Annotated in this window: 17 protein-coding genes; 13 read left to right on the top strand and 4 right to left on the bottom strand. The window is 52.3% G+C overall.

From position 1 onward, the window contains the following. Nucleotides 1-222 precede the first annotated feature (222 nt). The 3 genes from Q0L39_RS07295 to Q0L39_RS07285 all read right to left on the bottom strand — a co-directional run bounded on the left by Q0L39_RS07295 (nucleotide 223) and on the right by Q0L39_RS07285 (nucleotide 3,267). Entirely contained in the window at nucleotides 223-423 is a 201-nt protein-coding gene (locus tag Q0L39_RS07295; protein WP_296627961.1) for a heavy metal-associated domain-containing protein, read from the bottom strand. A 49-nt stretch (nucleotides 424-472) separates the two neighbouring features. Beyond that, nucleotides 473-2,698, bottom strand: coding sequence for a heavy metal translocating P-type ATPase (locus Q0L39_RS07290; RefSeq protein ID WP_296627959.1), 2,226 nt, complete (start codon nucleotides 2,696-2,698; stop codon nucleotides 473-475). Nucleotides 2,699-2,832: 134 nt separating this feature from the next. Beyond that, nucleotides 2,833-3,267, bottom strand: coding sequence for a MarR family winged helix-turn-helix transcriptional regulator (locus Q0L39_RS07285; protein ID WP_296627957.1), 435 nt, complete (start codon nucleotides 3,265-3,267; stop codon nucleotides 2,833-2,835). 232 nt (nucleotides 3,268-3,499) lie between these two features. Between Q0L39_RS07285 and Q0L39_RS07280 the strand changes: the two genes are divergently transcribed. The 13 genes from Q0L39_RS07280 (at nucleotide 3,500) to Q0L39_RS07220 (ending at nucleotide 13,701) form a co-directional block, all read left to right on the top strand. After that, the gene (locus Q0L39_RS07280) at nucleotides 3,500-4,411 is read left to right on the top strand and encodes a phosphate ABC transporter substrate-binding protein (RefSeq protein ID WP_296627955.1); all 912 of its coding nucleotides are present in this window, start codon (nucleotides 3,500-3,502) and stop codon (nucleotides 4,409-4,411) included. 156 nt (nucleotides 4,412-4,567) lie between these two features. Beyond that, nucleotides 4,568-5,431 (top strand): phosphate ABC transporter permease subunit PstC, encoded by an 864-nt coding sequence (pstC, locus tag Q0L39_RS07275; RefSeq protein ID WP_296627963.1) that lies wholly within the window; start codon nucleotides 4,568-4,570, stop codon nucleotides 5,429-5,431. 3 nt (nucleotides 5,432-5,434) lie between these two features. Next, a complete protein-coding gene (gene pstA / locus Q0L39_RS07270) occupies nucleotides 5,435-6,283 on the top strand; it encodes a phosphate ABC transporter permease PstA (protein WP_296627954.1) in 849 nt (282 codons plus the stop codon). 31 nt (nucleotides 6,284-6,314) lie between these two features. Continuing rightward, entirely contained in the window at nucleotides 6,315-7,070 is a 756-nt protein-coding gene (gene pstB / locus Q0L39_RS07265) for a phosphate ABC transporter ATP-binding protein PstB (protein WP_296627952.1), read from the top strand. Between the two features lie 3 nt (nucleotides 7,071-7,073). Further along, nucleotides 7,074-7,736, top strand: a complete 663-nt coding sequence (gene phoU, locus Q0L39_RS07260; RefSeq protein ID WP_296627950.1) for a phosphate signaling complex protein PhoU — start codon at nucleotides 7,074-7,076, stop codon at nucleotides 7,734-7,736. A 25-nt stretch (nucleotides 7,737-7,761) separates the two neighbouring features. Further along, nucleotides 7,762-8,442 (top strand): response regulator transcription factor, encoded by a 681-nt coding sequence (locus Q0L39_RS07255; protein WP_296627948.1) that lies wholly within the window; start codon nucleotides 7,762-7,764, stop codon nucleotides 8,440-8,442. Next, a complete protein-coding gene (locus Q0L39_RS07250) occupies nucleotides 8,439-10,151 on the top strand; it encodes an ATP-binding protein (protein ID WP_296627947.1) in 1,713 nt (570 codons plus the stop codon). Before Q0L39_RS07255 ends, Q0L39_RS07250 begins: the two co-directional genes overlap by 4 nt. 79 nt (nucleotides 10,152-10,230) lie before the next feature. Further along, nucleotides 10,231-10,374 (top strand): six-cysteine ranthipeptide SCIFF, encoded by a 144-nt coding sequence (scfA, locus tag Q0L39_RS07245; RefSeq protein ID WP_022117453.1) that lies wholly within the window; start codon nucleotides 10,231-10,233, stop codon nucleotides 10,372-10,374. A gap of 132 nt (nucleotides 10,375-10,506) precedes the next feature. Beyond that, nucleotides 10,507-11,913: a thioether cross-link-forming SCIFF peptide maturase gene (scfB, locus tag Q0L39_RS07240; RefSeq protein ID WP_296627941.1), complete on the top strand. Its 1,407-nt coding sequence runs from the start codon at nucleotides 10,507-10,509 to the stop codon at nucleotides 11,911-11,913. 134 nt (nucleotides 11,914-12,047) lie between these two features. After that, on the top strand, nucleotides 12,048-12,686 hold the full coding sequence (locus tag Q0L39_RS07235; RefSeq protein ID WP_296627939.1) for a stage II sporulation protein M: 639 nt from the start codon (nucleotides 12,048-12,050) through the stop codon (nucleotides 12,684-12,686). Between the two features lie 56 nt (nucleotides 12,687-12,742). Next, entirely contained in the window at nucleotides 12,743-12,928 is a 186-nt protein-coding gene (locus Q0L39_RS07230) for an AraC family transcriptional regulator (RefSeq protein ID WP_296627938.1), read from the top strand. 21 nt (nucleotides 12,929-12,949) lie between these two features. Then, on the top strand, nucleotides 12,950-13,210 hold the full coding sequence (locus Q0L39_RS07225) for a DUF6809 family protein (protein WP_296627936.1): 261 nt from the start codon (nucleotides 12,950-12,952) through the stop codon (nucleotides 13,208-13,210). Continuing rightward, nucleotides 13,210-13,701, top strand: a complete 492-nt coding sequence (locus tag Q0L39_RS07220; protein ID WP_296627934.1) for a GNAT family N-acetyltransferase — start codon at nucleotides 13,210-13,212, stop codon at nucleotides 13,699-13,701. Before Q0L39_RS07225 ends, Q0L39_RS07220 begins: the two co-directional genes overlap by 1 nt. Nucleotides 13,702-13,749: 48 nt before the next feature. Here the strand turns inward: Q0L39_RS07220 and yedF are convergent, their stop codons facing one another. Continuing rightward, nucleotides 13,750-14,334, bottom strand: a complete 585-nt coding sequence (gene yedF / locus Q0L39_RS07215) for a sulfurtransferase-like selenium metabolism protein YedF (protein ID WP_296627933.1) — start codon at nucleotides 14,332-14,334, stop codon at nucleotides 13,750-13,752. Between the last annotated feature and the right edge of the window lie 273 nt (nucleotides 14,335-14,607).

Genomic DNA, 14,607 nt, shown 5'->3' with positions numbered 1-14,607 from the left:
CGGACTGTCTGCCGTTGTTGGAGGAAGGGGAAATCGACCCGATGCAGCTGTTGGGAGCACTGGTTTCTTCGGAACGTTGCTGGAAGTTAAGAACTCTTCCGTGTGAATCACTGCTTTGCAGCGGAGAGAAAATCTCCGTCCGGCAGGCAGCACGATTTGTACATTCATAGACAAAAATAGAGCGACGGGAGACTTTCCCGCCGCTCTATTTAAAATGATGATTTATTCGATGACGTCAAAACCGAGGTCCTCGATTGCCTGGGCCAGTGCATCGCGGTCCAGACCTTCGCCGGTGACAACAACCGAACCGTCAGCAGCATTTGCGCTCACCGAGCTGACGCCTGCCATTGCAGACAGTTTTTCACGAACTCTTGCCTCGCATTTGGAGCAAGCCATACCTTCGGTGACAAATTTGATTTCCATACAAAAAGCCTCCTTATAAAATGAGAAAAGATAGGATGAAATGACCGGTCTACCGGTTGGGCTGGTAGCGGGTCAGACGCAGCGAGTTGGAAACGACCGATACAGAGGAGAAAGCCATGGCAGCGCCGCCGAATACCGGCGAAAAAGCAGGGCCTCCGAACAGCACCAGCAGTCCGGCTGCGATCGGAATACCGATCATGTTATAGATAAACGCCCAGAACAGGTTCTGGCGAATAATCTGCATTGTCTTGCGGGAGAGTTTGAGCGAATCGACGACGGCGTGCAGGTCCTCGCGCATCAGGATGATGCCGGCGGATTCTGCTGCCACATCGGTGCCGGAGGACAGTGCGATGCCGACATTGGCGCCTGCCAGCGCCGGTGCATCGTTGATACCGTCGCCGACCATGGCGACGATGCGTCCTGCTTTCTTGAAGTCCTCCACTGCCTGATGTTTATCCTGTGGCAGCACCTGTGCCTTTACCGAGGTGATGCCCGCTTCCTTGGCGATCAGTTTTGCAGCGCCCTCGTTGTCGCCGGTAATCATGACCGTTTCGATGCCCATGGCATTGAGCTGGGCAATCGCTTCTCTGGCGTCGGGACGGATGGTGTCGGACAGGGCGAGCATACCGAGGTATCTGCCATCCTGTGCCAGATAGATGGCGGTGCAGCCCTCTGGGACGGTCGTGTTCGCATTGTCAGGAATGACGATTTTCCCCAGCTCCATCAGCGCCATTGTACCGGCGACGATGGTATGTTCTCCGCGCTGGGCGATGATGCCGCGTCCAGGAATCGACTGGGTGGAATCGGGACGGGTGATTTCCAGCTGCATCTGCTGTGCGCGGTCGAGGATGGCAGCGGCAATCGGGTGCTCCGAGCCGGATTCAGCGCAGGCACACAGCGAGAGCAGCTCTTCCTGGCTGACGCCGTCCACCGGAACAATCGAAGAAGTCTGCAGCTTGCCGTAGGTGATGGTGCCGGTCTTATCAAAGATGACGGTATTGACGCTGGCAGCAGTTTCGACAACATCGCCGCCGCGGTAGAGGATGCCCAGGTTGGCGCCTCGTCCGGTGCCGGCGATGACAGCAATCGGTGTTGCCAGTCCCAGTGCACACGGACAGGCGACGACCAGCACCGCTACAAAGTTGTTGAGCACAAAGGCAATGTCCTTGCCGGCGAGCGCCCACAGCAGCGAGGTAATCACTGCGATGGAAACGACGGTCGGGACAAAGATGCCCGAAATTTTGTCGGCGAGACGTGCAGCCGGGGCTTTGCGTTCCTGTGCTTCGGTGACCAGGCGCAGTACCTGCGAGATGGCAGTGTTTCCGCCGACACCGGTCGCTTCGATCTGGAGCAGACCATCCTTGCAGATGGTGCCGCCGGAAACGTGGGAACCTACCTCTTTATAGACAGGCAGGCTTTCACCGGTGAGCATCGACTCATCCACCGATGCTTGACCGGAGAGGACGGTACCATCGACCGGAATGCGTGCGCCAGGTTTGACGACGACGATATTTTTGACCCGAACCTGCTTGGCAGGAACCTCCACCTCCTGTCCGTCTTTGAGGAGGATGGCGGTGTTTGGAATCATCGACACCAGCGAATTGATCGCCTGTTTGGCGGAGTTTTTGCTGTTTTCCTCGAGGAATTTACCCAGCAGCACCAGCGCGACAACCACCGCTGCCGACTCAAAGTAAAGATTATGTGCGCCGTGTTCGTTGCCCTGAATGATAGTGAAGGTGTTGTACAGGCTGTACAGGAAGGCGGTGGTGGTGCCGATCATCACCAGCGAGTCCATGTTGGGATGGCGTTTGAGCAGATTCTTCATGCCGTTGATGAAGAAGTTGCGTCCGCAGATGAGCACCGGAATGGTGAACACCAGCTGAATCAGCGCAAAGTTAAGCGGATGTACACGGTCGTCGATGATGGCTGGCAGCGGCAGACGTACCGGCAGCATGTGCGACATTCCTATATATAATACCACGGCGCCGCAGATGAGCGCAACAATCAGACGGCGTTTGCTGATGGTGTGGGTGATAGCGACGCTGACGTCATCGACATCGGCAAGGCTGCCCACAAAGCCGGTCTTGTTGACGATTTCCACCAGCGATTCTTCGCTGACCGATGGGTCACACAAAACGGTGGCACTGTTGGTCGCCAGATTGACCGCTACCTGTACAACGCCGTCGGCGCGGCGCAGTGCTCGCTCCACCGAAGCAGAACAAGCCGCACAGGTCATTCCCTGAATATTGATTTTGACATGTTTGGTTTCGTTCAAAGTCCAATCATCCTTTCTTTGGTTAAATGACAATGTATCTCCTCTGCTTTTACACAGCAGTTTCTTGCTATAGGAAATGTGATCGTTTACACAGAACAGTGTATATACACGATGATGCAAAACCGGCAGCCGGTTTAAAGCTGCAAAATGTGGTCGACCAGACGGAAAAACTGTTCGATCATCTCCGGCCCCAGTGCTTCGGTCATCTCGTCCTGTGCCTGCTGCCAGTAAACTCTGGCGCGTGCCAATACCTCTTTACCGGTCGAAGTCAGTTCCAAACTGCGGCTGCGTCCTTTGCAGGCAGTGTCACAGATTAGTCCCCTCTGTTCCAGCGGCTTGAGGTTGCGCACCAGGGTGGTTCTCTCCAGTCCGACAAGCTCAGCCAGGTGGCTGACACTGATGCAGGGATTCTCGTCGATATGTACCAGCAGCGCATACTGTCCGCGGGTGATGCCGGCTTTTTCAAGATGATGATTATAAATGGAAGTAATTTTACTTTCTGCTCTTTTAATATTGGCACAGAAGCAGTTGCTTCCTCCGCAGTGGCAGCGATCCAGTTGATCGGTCATAACGACGCCTTCTTTCCGATAAACAATCAAATCGTGTATATACACATTATAGCATCCTCTGAGCAGAAGTCAAGGGGTTCGGAATAACTTCCAAAAAAGAGAGGCAAAAATTGACACTTTACATAGCTTTTACAAAACAGCGATTTTAGATTTTACCTGATCATTTTATACTATAGTCAGCCTGAAGGAAATAAAGAAAAGAAAACATACAGGTAAGTAAGGAGAATTTGAAATGAAAAAAGTATTAGCAATGATTCTTGCAGGAATGATGGTAATGAGCATGGCTGCTTGCGGTTCTACCGGCAGCACAGAAACAACAACCGAAGAAAACACAACAACAACTGAAGAAACCACCACAGAATCCGATGAAGAAAAACCAGAAGAAGAAACCACCGCAGAACTTTCCGGCAGCGTTTCTACCAACGGTTCCACTTCGATGGAAAAAGTAATCGGTGTTCTGTCTGAACAGTTTATGGCAGATAACCCGAACGTCACTGTAACCTACGACCCAACTGGTTCCGGTACAGGTATCGAGGCTGCAAAGACCGGCTCTGCTGATCTGGGACTTTCCTCCAGAGCACTGAAGGATGAAGAAACCGCAGAAGGTCTGGAAGGCACCACCGTTGCACTGGATGGTATCGCAATCATCGTCAACGCAGAAAACCCTGTTGAAGACCTGAGCGTAGAGCAGATCGCACAGCTGTTCACCACCGAAGGTGCTAACTGGAGCAGCGTCGGCGGCAACGACGGCGAAGTAGCTTGCATCGGCCGTGAAGCTGGTTCCGGTACAAGAGATGGTTTTGAGTCGATCACCGGCACCGAAGATACCTGCCTGCTCAGCCAGGAACTGACCTCCACCGGCGCAGTTATCGAAGCAGTAAAAGGTAACCCAAATGCAATCGGTTATGCATCTCTGTCCGCAGTGGAAGGTCAGGAAGGCATCAAAGCTGTCACCGTCGGCGGTGTAGCTTGCACCGAGGAAACCGTACAGGACGGCAGCTATCAGGTTCAGAGACCATTCGTAGTCGTAACCAACTCCGCAACCGAACTGAGCGAAGCAGCACAGGCATTCATGGACTTTGCAACCTCCGATGCAGCTGATGACCTGATCCGCAGCGCTGGTGCAGTTCCGGTAGCTGAATAAGAGAATCCACAGCAAAACGATCCCCTGAGAGTTTAAGGAGCATGATTTATGCAGGATCAAGAAATTTTAAACATTCCTTATCGCAAAGAAGGAGCAGTTAAGAACGCAGAAAATCAATCCAGAACAAACAATCAGAGGCACAAACATGCAAGAGAAATGATGGAGATGGCGATGCACGCCATCTTCCTCTTGTGTGGTACAGTAGCCGTTGCCTTTGTTCTGTTGATCAGCATCTACCTGATTATCTCCGGTTTGCCGGCAATCAAAGAAATCGGTCTGATCGATTTCCTGTTTGGACAGACCTGGGCACCAACCAATAAGACCGATCCGGCATACGGTATTCTGCCGTTCATCCTCACTTCGGTCTACGGCACAGCAGGCGCCGTCATCGTAGGTGTACCGGTTGGCCTGATGACTGCAATCTATCTGTCCAAATCGGCACCACCTAAAATTGCTGCACTGATCCACGCCGCAGTAGAGCTTCTGGCGGGTATCCCGTCGGTTGTCTATGGTCTGGTTGGTATGATCGTACTGGTTCCTGCAATCCGCGATCTGTTTGGACTTTCGTCCGGTGCATGTTTGCTGGCAGCAATCGTTGTACTGGCAATTATGATCCTGCCTTCGATCATCAACGTATCCGAAACTGCGCTCAATGCGGTTCCGAAGGAATATGAAGAAGCATCTCTGGCACTGGGAGCTACCAAGATTGAGACCATCTTCAAGGTCAGCCTGCCTGCAGCACGCAGTGGTGTTGCTACCGCTGTTGTATTGGGTGTCGGTCGTGCCATCGGTGAAGCAATGGCGATCATCATGGTTTCCGGTAACGTAGCAAATATGCCTGGACTGTTTGAATCGGTACGATTCCTGACCACAGCGATCGCTTCCGAGATGTCCTACGCTTCGGTCGGTTCTCTGCAGAGAAACGCACTGTTCTCCATCGGTTTGGTGCTGTTTTTGTTCATCATGCTGATCAACGTTTTCCTCAATGTATTTATCAAGAATAAGAAAGAAGGAGCCTAATTCATGAAAGAGCTTGCATTTCGACGCAGGGTCTATGACCGTACCCTGAAGATACTGATGTATCTGTGCGCGGGTCTGACCTGTGCGCTGCTGGTGTTCCTGATCGGATATATCTTTTATCGCGGTGTGGGAAACATCAGCTGGGAGCTGCTGAGCACCCAGAGCAGCTACATCAATGATACCATCGGCATCCTTCCAAATATCCTCAACACCCTTTACATCATCTTTCTTTCGATGATTATCGTGCTGCCGCTGGGAGTAGGCGCGGCGATCTATCTGACCGAGTATGCCTCCAACCGTAAGCTGGTTGCCATCATCGAGTTTGCCACCGAGATCCTCACCGGCATCCCGTCGATTATCTTCGGCCTGGTTGGTATGCTGTTCTTCATTCAGGTAATGGGATTAAAACAGGGTATCCTGGCAGGTGGTCTGACACTGGTTGTCATGATTCTTCCAACCATCGTTCGCACCACACAGGAGAGCTTAAAGACCGTTCCGCAGTCCTATCGTGAGGGTGCGCTGGGTCTGGGCGCCGGCAAATGGCACATGATTCGCACCGTTGTTCTGCCAAATGCCATCGACGGTATCGTCACCGGCTGCATTCTGGCCATCGGCCGTATCGTCGGCGAATCGGCAGCGCTCTTGTTCACCGCAGGTTTTGGTCTGGTGCTCAACGGATTTGCAGAGTCGCTGCAGTCCTCCTCCGCAACACTGACCGTTGCGCTGTATGTCTACGCCAACGAGCGCGGAGAAACCGCTATCGCCTTTGCAATCGCCACCATCCTGATGCTGCTGACACTGGTCATCAATCTGGCGGCAAACTTTACCGGCAAGAGACTTAAAAACAAATAATCTGACACGATAGAGAAAGGTTTGGTCATCAATGTCTACCATTATGGCAGCACAGGGACTCAATCTCTGGTACAATACAAATCAGGCGCTCTACGATATCAACATGGAACTGCCTGAACATCAGATCACCGCATTGATCGGTCCTTCCGGCTGCGGTAAATCTACCTTTTTAAAGACACTCAACCGCATGAACGACCTGGTCGAAGGTGTACGCATCGAAGGCAAGGTTCTTTATGACGGACAGGATATTTACGACCCGCAGGTTGACACCACCTGGCTGAGAAAGGAAGTCGGCATGGTATTCCAGAAGCCGAATCCATTCCCGATGTCGGTGTACGACAATATCGCTTATGGTCCGCGTCTGCAGGGCATCCGCGCCAAAGCACGTCTGGACGAGATCGTCGAGAACTCGCTGAGAGGCGCAGCCATCTGGGACGAGGTCAAAGACCGTCTGCACAAGAGTGCACTGGGACTTTCCGGCGGTCAGCAGCAGCGTCTTTGCATCGCCCGTGCACTGGCAGTAGAGCCAAAGGTTCTGCTGATGGACGAACCTACCAGCGCGCTTGACCCGATTTCCACCTCCAAAATCGAGGAGCTGGCAGCCGAGCTGAAAAAGGAGTACACCATCATCATGGTTACCCACAACATGCAGCAGGCAGCGCGAATTTCGGACAAAACCGCATTTTTCCTGTTGGGCAATATGATCGAATACGGAGAAACCGAGCAGATTTTCTCGATGCCAAAGGATAAACGCACCGAAGATTATATTACAGGAAGGTTTGGTTAAACGATGAGAACGAAATTTGACGAGCAGCTGCGCCAGCTCAATATCGAGCTGATCCGCATGGGAAGCATGTGCGAGGAAGCCATTTCGATTGCTGCAAAGGTTCTGGACGGAGACAATACCGTTTCGACAGAGCGGGTATTTTCGCTCGAACACGACATTGATGAGCTGGAACATGACATCGAATCCCGCTGCATGAGAATGCTCTTGCAGCAGCAGCCGGTGGCAAAAGATCTGCGTGTCATCTCCGCAGCACTCAAGATGATCTCGGATATGGAGCGTATCGGTGACCAGGCAGCGGATGTTGCCGAGCTGACCGGTTATGTCGCTTCCACCGTAGCACAGGGCAAACTGCACATCACCAAGATGGCAAAAGCAGCTGTTATGATGGTAACAGAAAGCATTGATGCCTTCGTTCGTGCAGATATGGAGACTGCGCAAAAGGTAATCCGTGACGACGATACCGTTGACAGCCTGTTTATTCAGGTGAGAAAAGAATTGCTTGCCTCGCTAAAAGAGGAGGATGACAATCCGGAAGCGATTCTGGATCTGCTGATGATCGCAAAATATTTTGAAAGAATCGGTGACCATGCAGTCAATCTGGCTGAATGGGTGCAATATTCTATCACCGGTGTGCATAAAAGTGATGAACATCACCAGGATTTGTGATACAATAGCAACGAGGTGATGAAACATGATTTATGTGCTGGAAGATGATGAGAGCATCCGCGAACTTATTATCTACACACTCAATGGACAAAACATGCAGGCACAGGGCTTTGGTACGCCCAGTGAGTTCTGGACTGCTGTCCACGAAAAGACGCCCTCTCTGGTACTGCTGGATATCATGCTGCCCGAAGAGGACGGCTTTTCCATTTTGCAAAAACTGCGCGCCACACCGACCACCAAGCGTCTGCCGGTGATCATGCTGACTGCCAAGGGCAGTGAGTATGACATTGTGCGCGGACTGGACATCGGTGCTGACGACTATATTCCAAAGCCGTTTCGGATGATGGAGCTGCTCTCCCGCATCCGTGCTCTGCTGCGCCGCAGCGGAGCGGACAACGATCGGCAGGAGGAATATCGTGTGGGCAATCTCTACGTGAACCCTGTTCGCCACATTGTTCAGGTGGACGGGAACGAAGTAGTGCTCACCCTCAAAGAATTTGAGCTGCTGAGTTTGCTGATCTCTCGCCAGGGGATCGTCTTTACCCGTGCCCAGCTGCTCGATGAGATCTGGGGCTATGGTTTTGACGGAGAGAGCCGTACCGTCGATGTTCATATCCGAACACTGCGTCAGAAGCTGGGTCCGGCAGGCAATTACATCGAAACGGTGCGCGGCATCGGATACAAGATCGGTGGAGAAAAAGCATGATGACCAAGCGAATCTTTCGTGCAGTGCTGGGGATTTCCTTTGTGGCCTGTCTGGCGGGAATGTCGATTGCCTTTACGGTGCTGTACAGCTACTTTGACGGTCAGCTGTCCAAGGAGCTGAAAAATGAGGCAGAATATCTGGCGGTATCGCTGGAAAATTATGGGACACAGGTGCTGGAGGATCTGCCGGAAAGCTCCGAGCGAGTGACGCTGATTGACACCAACGGCACCGTACTGTTTGATAATTTCTTTGACCCAAAGACGCTGGATAACCACGCTGACCGCGAGGAGATTCGCCAGGCAATGCTGACCGGTTCTTCCAAAACGGTCCGTAATTCGGACACCTTCCAAAAACAGACGGTCTACTATGCGCTGCGTCTGGACGACGGCAAGATTCTGCGTGTTTCCAGCACACAGTACACCATTGTTGCCGTGATGAGCGGAATGGTCCAGCCATTTTTATGGATTACCTTTTCCATTCTGATGGTGGTGGGCCTGTTTGCTGCGCATATTTCCCACAAGATTGTTGAACCGCTCAACCAGTTGGATCTGGAGCATCCGGAAAACAATGAATCCTATGACGAGCTGGCGCCGCTGCTGACCAAAATCAGCTGGCAGCAGCGAACCATTCGGGAACAGCTGCTGGCAGCCAAGCAGAAACAGGAAGAATTCCAGATGATTACCGACTATATGCAGGAAGGGCTGCTGCTGATCGACAGCGGAGGAGAGATCCTTTCGACCAACCACAGTGCGCTCAAGCTGCTGGGCGTCAAGCCGGAACTGCAGATTTTTGTCGGTGCGCATCGGGAGAATGTGCTGACCCTCAACCGTACCGAACCGTTCTGCCGTACAGTGGATGCTGTCCTCAAGGGAAAGCGTGCGGAAACGGTGCTGGAGCTGGACGGCAGCTACTATCAGATGAGCGCAAATCCGGTGGTCACCGATGGAAAGGTAGAGGGCGGTGTTCTGCTGTTTGTGGATATCACCCAGCAAAAACAGAGCGAAACGCTCCGCCGCGAATTTACCGCCAACGTTTCGCATGAGCTGAAAACGCCGCTGACCTCCATCTCCGGTTTTGCTGAAATCATCAAGGACGGCTTTGTGCGTCCCGAGGATATTCCGCAGTTTGCCGGCAAAATTTTCGAGGAATCCCAGCGCCTGATTGCACTGGTGGGCGATATCATCAAGATTTCCCAGCTGGACGAGGACACCCTGCCCTATGAAAAGGAGGCAGTGGATCTGTATTCCCTCTGTCAGGAGATTGCAAAGCGCTTGCAGTCGGCAGCAGAATCCAAGGGAATTGATTTTCAGGTGGCCGGACAGTCGACGATTGTTTCCACTGTGCGCAAAATTGCCGACGAGGTTATTTATAACCTGTGCGACAACGCCATCAAATACAACCGTCCAAACGGAAAGGTGGAGGTGGCGGTGGTCGGTTCCTCGCAGAAGGCACTGGTGCAGGTGCGCGACACCGGCATCGGCATCTCAGCGGTGGATCAGCGCCGTGTATTTGAGCGCTTCTACCGCGTGGACAAGAGCCACTCCAAACAGATCGGTGGCACCGGACTGGGACTGTCCATCGTCAAGCACGGAGCAGCCTATCTGGGCGTTCAGATCGGTCTGGAAAGCACCGAGGGCCTGGGCAGTATCTTCACGCTGACCTGGCCGCGCGAAAATGATGCGCCTGCTTTGGAAATGAAACAGGATTAGGGGCTTGAAAGAATCGAAAAGATGTGCTATAATGTGGTAACAGCAAAAGTACAGTAATTTTTGAAAGGAATGTTGTTACATGAAACACGTAAAAACTTTAAATAAGGCTAACCTGAAAGAGACCGCTGCTAAAGGCGGCTGCGGCGAGTGCCAGGCTTCCTGCCAGTCTGCTTGCAAGACTTCCTGCACCGTTGCTAACCAGAAATGCGAACACGCTAAATAAGTTTGCATTAAGATGAACCTGATTCGATAGGGGCAGCTTTGCTGTCCCTATCGTTTTGTCTGTATAAGGGAGCTTTGCGGGATGAAATCTTTCCTGCAAAAATGTGTAATTGACGAAAGGAGAAAAACTCCCATGATCCATAGCTTTCAGTTGAATGGATACAACATCGTGATGGACATCAACAGCGGCGCAGTCCATGTTGTCGATGAGATGGTTTACGACATGATTCGCCTGCTCGATGCGTCCTTCCTGGCAGCTTCCCTCGAAGCCAATGCCACCGAAAAACTGGACAAGACCTATCCGGCACAGCTCTTTGCTGGACTGGAATCCCGCTACTCCCGTCAGCAGCTGGAGGAGGCCTACGGCGAAATCTACGAGATGTACGACAACGGCCAGCTGTTCACCAGCGACGACTATGAGCAGTTTGCGGATATGATGGTTTCTGCGCCGATCAAGGCAATGTGCCTCAACGTTGCGCATGACTGCAACCTGCGCTGCAAATACTGTTTTGCTGCACAGGGCGACTTTGGCGGCGAGCGCAAACTGATGAGCGCAGAGGTCGGCAAAATGGCAATCGACTACCTGCTCAAATATTCCGGCGACCGCCACAACCTGGAGATGGACTTCTTCGGCGGCGAACCGCTGATGAACTTTGACGTGGTCAAAGAGGTTGTCAACTATGCCCGCTCCAAGGAGAAGGAGTACAACAAAAACTTCCGCTTCACCATCACCACCAATGGTCTGCTGCTGAGCGACGACAAGATCGACTTCATCAACAAGGAGATGTACAACGTCGTTCTGTCCATCGACGGACGCAAAGAGGTCAACGACTACATGCGTTTCCATGTGGACGGCACCGGCTGCTACGACCAGATCCTGCCGAAATTCCAGAAGCTGGTTAAGGCAAGAGGCGACGGTCAGTACTATGTCCGCGGCACCTTCACCAAACGCAACAAGGATTTTTCCGAGGACGTGCTGCACTTCTTTGAAAAAGGTTTCGACCAGATTTCGATCGAGCCTGTTGTCACCGATCCAAAGCTTGACTATGCGCTGACCGAGGAGGATCTGCCGGAAGTATTTGCTGAGTACGAAAAGCTGGCAAAAATCATCATCGAAAAACGCAAGAACGGCGAGTTCTTCAACTTCTTCCACTTCATGATCGACCTCGATCAGGGTCCATGTGCCATCAAACGTCTGCGTGGCTGCGGCTGCGGCAACGAGTACGTTTCGGTTACACCGGAAGGCGATGTTTATCCTTGCCACCAGTTTGTCGGCAAACCGGAGTGGATCATGGGCAGCGTCCTTGACCAGTCACTCAACACCGAAATCAAGGATTCGTTTGCAAAGACCACCGTCTACACCAAACCGGAGTGCAAGACCTGCTGGGCAAAATTCTATTGCAGCGGCGGATGCAACGCCAACAACCTCGAGTATGCCGGTGCAATCAAGAAGCCATACAAGCTGGCATGTGAACTGGAGAAAAAACGTCTGGAATGCTCCATCATGATCAAAGCTGCTCTGGCTGATATGGAAGACTAATCAAAACCGAAGATAGAAATAAAACAAGCACGGGAATCTCCGAAAGGAGATTCCCGTGCTTGTTTTGCACATAACTGCCTGTCTGGCTGCATACCATGGTACAAAAAAAGGAACTGCAAAGGAGTTGGACAGACATGGTCAAAGCACCGGCGAGAAAAAAAGGATATGCGGGTCGGTATGTGCGGCACGAGCTGGGAAAAAACAGGGTGCAGCTGTTGCTGACAGCCATCTTTGTGCTGGGAGTGGCAGCCGGCTGCTCGATTGCGGGCAATCCCTCGGCGGGCGTGCTGACGTCGCTTGCGCAGTCGTTGGCAGAACCGAGCGGTTCCACTGCCTTTCTGTCGCGGGTGATGAGCTGCTTTGCGGGCAATGCTGTGCTGCTGTTGCTTTTGTTTTTGTGTGGGCTGGGCGCTGTCTTTCAGCCGGTGGTGCTGGCGGTTCTGTTCCTGCGCGGGTTGGGATTTGGTGTGATGGGAGTGTATTCCTATTCCAGCAGCGAGCAGGGAGCGGTGCTGTACTATCTGTTGGTGCTGCTGCCCGAAGCGCTGCTGACGGTGCTCCTGCTTTCGGCAGCAGCGTCGGAATCGCTGCGGTTTTCGGTGCGCTTTTTTGTGCAGCTGCTGCCGAGCTCCACCACCGAAACTCTGCCGGCGCCGAGCGGCAATATCGGCATCTATACGGCAAAATTTGTGCTGTTTTATCTGCTGGGAGGTAGTGTGGCGCTGCTTTCGGGTGTGCTGGGCGTTGTCTTTTCCTCGTTGTGCGGCGGGTAAATCTTGACGTCATACGTCCGACTTGCTATAATAGAAAGAAAGCAGGCTGATGTCGTATGTCGGACGTGCGAACTGTATTTACCACCGCGGAGGTTGCCCAGATGCTCCAGCTGACACCAAGTTATGTTCTGAGGATTGCAGCGACGATGAAGTTTGAACCGGAAGAATTTCGCAGCGCAGGCAAGAGGAATTATCTGTTCAGTCAGGAGGCGGTGGAAAAACTGCGCAAACGGTCAGAATGATCGAACAAAGGGGGGACTGTCATGACGAAACGAATTTGGGAACTGCTGTCCGTCCCTCCCAAAATTACCTGTCCGGTACAGGAGGAAGAGGAGCGCATCCGCGCAAATATGCAGCTTCTGAAAGCGGATCTGACTCCCATGCAGCGAAAGCTGCTCCTGCGCGTGGTGGACGATTACACTTTGATTGCAGAAAAAACAGGGGTGGAGGCTTTTGAACAGGGTTTCCGTTATGCCGCCAGCCTGATGGTGGAATGTTTTGATCGGGAAGGAAGGGAAGAATAATGCCAATGCAGGGAATAGAGCAGCCGGAGATTTTGCCGGTAGACGGAGAGCTGCGGCTGCGAAAATTTGACGGCAACTATGCTTTTGCCTTTGACTGGTATCAGGATATCGAGACGGTTCACCTCGTCGATGGAGTGGACGAGCCGTATGACCGCGCAAAGCTCGACCGGATGTACCGCTACCTCAATGAACATGGGGGACTGTACTTCATCGAAATCAAGGATGGGGAAGGCTATCGACCCATTGGAGACGTCACCTTCTGGCAGGACGATCTGCCCATCGTGGTAGGAGAAAAGAACCTGCGCGGAAAGCAGATCGGCCGCCGTGTGGTGGGAGCGCTCATCGAGCGCGCCAGAGCATTGGGCTGGAAGGAGCTGCTGGTGGATGAAATCTACCACGACAACATCGGTTCCCAGCGGATGTTCCAGAGCCTTGGCTTTGCCGCCTACGAAACCACCGACAAAGGTAAACGCTATCGACTGACCTTGTAAGCAATAAAAAAAGGGGAGCAAATTGCTCCCCTTTTTTTGCTGCCCTTTTTACAGGGTGATTACCTTGTCTGCAGCGTGCATACGCTCGCTGATGTCGTACATGTTGGAAACGGTGCCGATCTTCAAGCTGTCAGCGATGTTAAAGAATTTCAGGCAGGTGCCGCAGACCAGAATCTCGGAACCTTTGTCCTGCAATGTTTTCAGGTGTTCAACAACCTGATCGTTTTCAACTGGAAGTTTTACGCCGCTGTTCATGAACAGGATGTAGCGCGGCGGGTCGTTGGACTCTGCCAGAGTGTAGAAGAACATGGTCATCAGCGAATTGCCCAGCTCTTCGGAGCCGTCACCGATGAAGTCCTTGCCAACAAACAGCGCCCAGTTTGCAGGTTTGCTGTCCTTGGTTTCCTCGGCAGCAACTACTGCGCCTTCGCCAGTGAAGGTGACATGGAAGTTGCCATCCTTGTTTTCTACGCTGGCCTGATAGTTCTGGCTCTCTGCCAGACGTTTGAGGTTCTCAACAGCAACCTCGTTGTCAACAGCTACAACAAAAGCGGTATTGCCCGCATCAATCTCTTTTTTTGCCATGATAACCGGCATTGGGCAGGCTTTGCCCAGAGCATCTACAAAGTTCATTTCTATCTGCTTCCTTTCTTGTGGGTGGGAAAATGCCCTGCAACCCAGACGACATTCTCTTTGTTCTCTTTAAGTATACTATTGATCAACCCCATTTTCAATGGTATTGATTTTTTCATCCGGTGCAGGGCATTGTATTGATTTTTTCGATATTAGGTCGATGCGCGGAACAGATTGAGGGTGGCATAGCCTTCGCAGATCTCCACCTGTGCCGAGTCGATCATCGCACCCACCAGAATCAGTTCGTTTTCGTCCTGGAAATCGCCGCTGCCG

It is taken from the genome of uncultured Negativibacillus sp. (assembly GCF_944388365.1).
Classification (GTDB): domain Bacteria; phylum Bacillota; class Clostridia; order Oscillospirales; family Ruminococcaceae; genus Negativibacillus.
Note: the sequence above shows the minus strand (reverse complement) of the source record. Positions and strands in the feature narration are given on the sequence as shown.

Coding starts and splice junctions, on each gene's coding strand:
- yedF (WP_296627933.1), bottom strand. CDS start 14,334: ATGAACTTTGTAGATGCTCTGGGCAAAGCCTGCCCAATGCCGGTTATC.
- phoU (WP_296627950.1), top strand. CDS start 7,074: ATGAGAACGAAATTTGACGAGCAGCTGCGCCAGCTCAATATCGAGCTG.
- Q0L39_RS07255 (WP_296627948.1), top strand. CDS start 7,762: ATGATTTATGTGCTGGAAGATGATGAGAGCATCCGCGAACTTATTATC.
- pstB (WP_296627952.1), top strand. CDS start 6,315: ATGTCTACCATTATGGCAGCACAGGGACTCAATCTCTGGTACAATACA.
- Q0L39_RS07295 (WP_296627961.1), bottom strand. CDS start 423: ATGGAAATCAAATTTGTCACCGAAGGTATGGCTTGCTCCAAATGCGAG.
- Q0L39_RS07285 (WP_296627957.1), bottom strand. CDS start 3,267: ATGACCGATCAACTGGATCGCTGCCACTGCGGAGGAAGCAACTGCTTC.
- scfB (WP_296627941.1), top strand. CDS start 10,507: ATGATCCATAGCTTTCAGTTGAATGGATACAACATCGTGATGGACATC.
- Q0L39_RS07225 (WP_296627936.1), top strand. CDS start 12,950: ATGACGAAACGAATTTGGGAACTGCTGTCCGTCCCTCCCAAAATTACC.
- Q0L39_RS07250 (WP_296627947.1), top strand. CDS start 8,439: ATGATGACCAAGCGAATCTTTCGTGCAGTGCTGGGGATTTCCTTTGTG.
- scfA (WP_022117453.1), top strand. CDS start 10,231: ATGAAACACGTAAAAACTTTAAATAAGGCTAACCTGAAAGAGACCGCT.
- pstC (WP_296627963.1), top strand. CDS start 4,568: ATGATGGAGATGGCGATGCACGCCATCTTCCTCTTGTGTGGTACAGTA.
- Q0L39_RS07230 (WP_296627938.1), top strand. CDS start 12,743: ATGTCGGACGTGCGAACTGTATTTACCACCGCGGAGGTTGCCCAGATG.
- pstA (WP_296627954.1), top strand. CDS start 5,435: ATGAAAGAGCTTGCATTTCGACGCAGGGTCTATGACCGTACCCTGAAG.
- Q0L39_RS07280 (WP_296627955.1), top strand. CDS start 3,500: ATGAAAAAAGTATTAGCAATGATTCTTGCAGGAATGATGGTAATGAGC.
- Q0L39_RS07220 (WP_296627934.1), top strand. CDS start 13,210: ATGCCAATGCAGGGAATAGAGCAGCCGGAGATTTTGCCGGTAGACGGA.
- Q0L39_RS07235 (WP_296627939.1), top strand. CDS start 12,048: ATGGTCAAAGCACCGGCGAGAAAAAAAGGATATGCGGGTCGGTATGTG.